Origin of the sequence: Kitasatospora sp. NPDC096077, assembly GCF_040303245.1 — a bacterium.
Taxonomy (GTDB): Bacteria; Actinomycetota; Actinomycetes; order Streptomycetales; family Streptomycetaceae; genus Kitasatospora.
In genome coordinates this window covers 1-4137 of the sequence record NZ_JBEOSV010000136.1, presented here as the reverse complement: position 1 = coordinate 4137, position 4137 = coordinate 1, and the positions used below count along the sequence as shown (strand labels likewise).

The 4137-nt window shown below is 72.4% G+C and carries 7 protein-coding genes; 2 read left to right on the top strand and 5 right to left on the bottom strand.

What is annotated here, in order from left to right; translation table 11 throughout:
• Positions 1-242 precede the first annotated feature (242 nt).
• Positions 243-737, bottom strand: a complete 495-nt coding sequence (locus tag ABTZ03_RS44005; RefSeq protein ID WP_350518905.1) for a peptidylprolyl isomerase — start codon at positions 735-737, stop codon at positions 243-245.
• 166 nt (positions 738-903) lie between these two features.
• On the opposite strand from ABTZ03_RS44005, the gene ABTZ03_RS44000 reads away from it, so the two are divergent.
• On the top strand, positions 904-1275 hold the full coding sequence (locus ABTZ03_RS44000) for a MerR family transcriptional regulator (protein WP_350518907.1): 372 nt from the start codon (positions 904-906) through the stop codon (positions 1273-1275).
• Positions 1276-1311: 36 nt separating this feature from the next.
• Here ABTZ03_RS44000 and ABTZ03_RS43995 read toward each other — a convergent pair whose 3' ends face one another.
• Complete coding sequence (locus ABTZ03_RS43995; RefSeq protein WP_350518906.1) at positions 1312-1761, bottom strand: MarR family winged helix-turn-helix transcriptional regulator; 450 nt, start codon at positions 1759-1761, stop codon at positions 1312-1314.
• Positions 1762-1883: 122 nt separating this feature from the next.
• On the opposite strand from ABTZ03_RS43995, the gene ABTZ03_RS43990 reads away from it, so the two are divergent.
• A complete protein-coding gene (locus ABTZ03_RS43990; protein WP_350518904.1) occupies positions 1884-2387 on the top strand; it encodes a hypothetical protein in 504 nt (167 codons plus the stop codon).
• Between the two features lie 48 nt (positions 2388-2435).
• Here ABTZ03_RS43990 and ABTZ03_RS43985 read toward each other — a convergent pair whose 3' ends face one another.
• From ABTZ03_RS43985 to ABTZ03_RS43975, 3 genes are all read right to left on the bottom strand, one after another.
• Positions 2436-2903 (bottom strand): GNAT family N-acetyltransferase, encoded by a 468-nt coding sequence (locus ABTZ03_RS43985; protein ID WP_350518903.1) that lies wholly within the window; start codon positions 2901-2903, stop codon positions 2436-2438.
• A 93-nt stretch (positions 2904-2996) separates the two neighbouring features.
• Positions 2997-3863: an oxidoreductase gene (locus tag ABTZ03_RS43980; protein ID WP_350518902.1), complete on the bottom strand. Its 867-nt coding sequence runs from the start codon at positions 3861-3863 to the stop codon at positions 2997-2999.
• 178 nt (positions 3864-4041) lie between these two features.
• The coding region (locus ABTZ03_RS43975) for an acyl-CoA dehydrogenase family protein (RefSeq protein ID WP_157849844.1) at positions 4042-4137 on the bottom strand (96 nt) is incomplete at its 5' end.

Sequence of the window (4137 nt, the reverse complement as noted above, 5' to 3'; positions counted from 1 at the left end):
ACAACCGCTCACCCGTAGGCGACTTGACCTGCCCCACCCTCGCCACACCACAACCAACGAGACAAGCACTCCAAAGTCACTGGCATTGGGCCTAGGTCCGGTCCTGGGTCCGGTCCCAGGTCCTGGCCGGCCGATCCTGCCGGACAGGAGCCAGGACATGCCACCGCCCCGGAGCGGGAGGTCGGCAGGTCCGACTCCCCGCTCCGGGGCGGTGGCTCATCAGCAGCCCCGGAGGGCTGTGATCAGGCGACCTCGCCGGACTTGGCGATCTTGATGGTGGCCGAGGTGCGGCCGCTCTGCGAGCCGAGGCCCTCGATCTTCTTCACCAGGTCCATGCCCTCGACGACCTCGCCGAAGACGACGTGCTTGCCGTCCAGCCAGTCCGTGATGATGGTGGTGATGAAGAACTGCGAGCCGTTGGTGTTGCGGCCGGCGTTGGCCATCGACAGCAGGCCCGGGCGGTCGTGCTTGAGCTGGAAGTTCTCGTCCGCGAACTTCTCGCCGTAGATGCTCTTGCCGCCGGTGCCGTTGTGGTTGGTGAAGTCACCGCCCTGCAGCATGAAGGCGGGGATCACGCGGTGGAAGCCGGAGCCCTCGTAGCCGAAGCCGTTCTGGCCGGTGGCCAGCTCGCGGAAGTTGCGAGCGGTCTTCGGGACCACGTCGTCGTAGAGCTTGAAGACGATGCGGCCGGCCGGCTCGTCGTTGATGGTGATGTCGAAGAAAACGTTGGAACCCATGCAGGGATCATGGCACGAGCGGCAAAGCGACGCGCGCCACCCCTCGGGGCCCGAGGTCACAACGGCGTGTTTCCGCCGCCTGCCGCTTCCGCCGACGCGCCGGAACGGCGGAGGCTAACCTCGGTGTCGGGTTCGAGCCTTCGGGGGGAACGGCGCGATGGACGGCATGCGGATCGGCGAACTGGCCCGGCGCACGGGCGTGAGCGAGCGCTCGCTGCGGTACTACGAGCAGCAGGGCCTGCTGGTCGCGCAGCGCACCCCGGGCGGGCACCGGGAGTACCCGGCGACGGCGGTGGACCGGGTGGTGCACATCCAGGAGCTGTTCGCGGCCGGGCTGCGCAGCCGCACCATCAACAAGATCCTGCCCTGCATGCGGGACTGCGACGGCGGGCCGAGCGAGACCGCCACGCCCCTGCTGGTCGAGGAGTTGACCGCGGAGCGGGACCGGATCGACCGGATGATCAGCGATCTGCTGCGCTCGCGGGAGGTGCTGGACGAGGTGATCGCCGGCGCCTCGGGGGCCGCTGCGGCGGCGTAGCGCCGGCCCGGGCCCTGCGGGCGGCCGTGGTGCCGGTCAGGCCTTGAGCTTGCGCCAGACGGTCTCCAGCGCCGCGATGTCCGCCTCGTCCAACCGGTCGGTGAACACCGGCGCCAGGACGGCCCGTCGGGTGGCGTCGGCCTCGGCGAAGAGCGCGCGGCCCGACCCGGTCAGCTCGATCCGCACCGAGCGCGCGTCCGAGGCGGAGGGCGTGCGGGAGACCAGTCCGCGCCCGGCCAGGGCGTCCACCACCCGGGAGACCTGACTGCGGCTCAGCATGGTCTTGGCGCCGAGATCGGAGGCGGCCACCGGCTCCCGCTGCCCAGCCAGCCAGAGCATCACCTCGAACCAGGACAGCGGCAGCTCGTGGACCCGGGTGAGCTCCCGGTCGATCCGGGCGGCCAGGGTGGTGCCCGCCCAGACCAGGCCGTAGAAGGCGTGGTCCTGCTCGGTCAGCGGGCCCAGGGTGAGTTCGGCGCGGTCCATGTCGTTCATCGTACCGAGGTTGCGTGCGCGTGCACACAGTGCCTAGTGTGTGCGTGCGCACGCAACACGCTGCCGTACGGGACGTACGGGACGTACGGGACGTACGAGAAGAGGGTCGACGCATGACCGAGAACAGCACCGCCGCGGACCGCCTCCGCGCCGCCCTGACCGACGCGGCCGCCGAGAACCGCGCCCGCGCCTTCCTCTACCGGTGGCTGGAGCTGCTGGAGCGGACCACCGGCGACGCCGAGCCGCTGCGCGAACTGCTCGCCGACGACCTGGCGATGACCCTCACCGACGGGCGGGTGCTGCACGACCACGACGAGGTCGCCGCCTGGTACCTCGGCACCCGCGAGGCCGTCCAGCTCAGCCTGCACCACGTCCGCGGGCTCACCGTCACCCCCGGCGCCGGCCGCACCTACGACCTGCTCATCGACTTCGACTGGCAGGGCATCGCCAAGGACGGCAGCCCGATGACCGCCCGCACCCGGCACGCCTGGACCCTCACCGACACCGGTGAGTCCCACCTGCGGCTCTCCCGCTTCGCGGTCACCGCCGTCGAGCCGTTCACCCCGGTCCCCGCCGAGGAGGCGCTCGCCCGCTTCGCGGCCGCCCGGGCGGCCTGACACCCCTCGACCGGCCCGTGGGCAAGGGGAGTTGAGCGAATCCGGACCCTACAGTTCGACCTCCGCCACCACCTGGGTGCCGCTCAGCTCACCGGTCGGGCGGAAGCCCAGCCGGGTGTAGAACCCGACCGGGCCGTCCGGGCCCGGGTGGTAGGTGACCGTCGCACGGGTGCCGCCGCGACGGCGGATCTCCGCGCAGACCTGCTCGACCGCGAACCGGCCGCAGCCGCCCCGCTGGTGGCCGGCGTCGATCAGCAGGCGCCAGAGGCCGGAGCGGGGGCGGTCGCCGGGCCGGTCCGGGTAGAAGCGGAGGTCGAAGAAGGCCATCACGAAGCCGACCGGCCGGTCGTCGTCCAGGATCAGCCGGGGCCAGGCCGCCTCCCCGTGCACGTACGCCTCGGCCAGCGACGTCGCCACCGGCGCGACCAGGTGCTCCTGGTCCGGGCGGACCCGCAGGGCGAGGGCGGCGTCGATGGTGTCGGGGGTGAGCACGGCGAGGCTGAGCGCGGTGGACATGGCGGGCAGCCTAGGAGGTCCGGCCGCCCGCCGCCCGGGATTTTCCGCGCCGCCGCGCGCGCCCGCTACGAGCCGGCCGATAGGTCCGTGCCGCTACGAGCCGGCCGGGAAGTCCGTGCCGCGGCCGACGGCGGCCCAGGTCTCGGCCTCCTGGCGGGCGCCGTCCAGGGTGCCCAGGATCGCGTCCACGGCGTCGGTGCCGAGCGCGAGCCGCAGCGGGGTCCGCTCCGCCGCCAGAGCGGTCAGGATCGCCTCGGCGGCCTTCGCCGGGTCGCCCGGCTGCTTGCCGTCGGAGTCCGGCAGGCCGCTGCGGACCGGGCCGACCACCGGCTCGTACGCGGCGATCGGGGCGGACTGGGCGAGCGCGCCGCCGCCCGCGAAGCCGGTCCGGAACGCGCCCGGCTCGACGATCAGCACCTTGATCCCGAAGGCCGCCACCTCCAGGGCCAGCGCCTCGGACAGGCCCTCCAGCGCGAACTTGGTCGCCGAGTAGGCGCCCACGCCGGCGAAGGAGAAGCGGCCGCCCATGCTGCTCATCTGCACCACGGCGCCGGAGCCCTGGGCCCGCATGTACGGCAGCACGGCCCGGGTGAGCGCGGCCGGACCGAAGAAGTGCAGCTCCATGAGGTCCCGCAGCTCGCGGTCGGTGGACTCCTCGACGGCGCCGATCACCCCGCGCCCGGCGTTGTTCACCAGGACGTCGATCCGGCCGTGCCGCTGCACGGTCTCGGCGACCACGGCGGGGATCCGCTCCTGGTCGGTGACGTCCAGCTGCACCGGGACCAGTCGGCCCGGGTGGGCTGCGGCCGACTCGGCCAGCGTCTCGGGGCGGCGGGCGGCCGCGACAACGGTGTCGCCGGCCGCCAGCGCGGCCTCCGCGATCGCCTGGCCGAAACCGGAGTTGGCGCCGGTGATCAGCCAGACCTTGCCGCCGCCGTGCTGCTCGGGGGTGTTGCCCATGACCTGTCGTCTCCCGTAATCGTCATGCGGTGCACACAAGTTGACGATCATTTATGACATCCGGGTGGCCGGTCCGTCCAGGAAGGTTCGATGCCGGACGACGAACGGCCCCCGACCGCTGGGGCGCGGTCGGGGGCCGTTCGGGAGTCGTTCGGGAGTCGTTCGGGAGTCGTGGCCGCTACGGGAGGTTGCGGGCCATCACGATCCGCTGGACCTGGTTGGTGCCCTCGTAGATCTGGGTGATCTTCGCGTCCCGCATCATCCGCTCCACCGG

What these genes read in the sequence shown, in the direction of transcription:
- ABTZ03_RS44005 (WP_350518905.1), bottom strand. Translation starts at nt 737, where the DNA reads ATGGGTTCCAACGTTTTCTTCGACATCACCATCAACGACGAGCCGGCC.
- ABTZ03_RS44000 (WP_350518907.1), top strand. Translation starts at nt 904, where the DNA reads ATGCGGATCGGCGAACTGGCCCGGCGCACGGGCGTGAGCGAGCGCTCG.
- ABTZ03_RS43995 (WP_350518906.1), bottom strand. Translation starts at nt 1,761, where the DNA reads ATGGACCGCGCCGAACTCACCCTGGGCCCGCTGACCGAGCAGGACCAC.
- ABTZ03_RS43990 (WP_350518904.1), top strand. Translation starts at nt 1,884, where the DNA reads ATGACCGAGAACAGCACCGCCGCGGACCGCCTCCGCGCCGCCCTGACC.
- ABTZ03_RS43985 (WP_350518903.1), bottom strand. Translation starts at nt 2,903, where the DNA reads ATGTCCACCGCGCTCAGCCTCGCCGTGCTCACCCCCGACACCATCGAC.
- ABTZ03_RS43980 (WP_350518902.1), bottom strand. Translation starts at nt 3,863, where the DNA reads ATGGGCAACACCCCCGAGCAGCACGGCGGCGGCAAGGTCTGGCTGATC.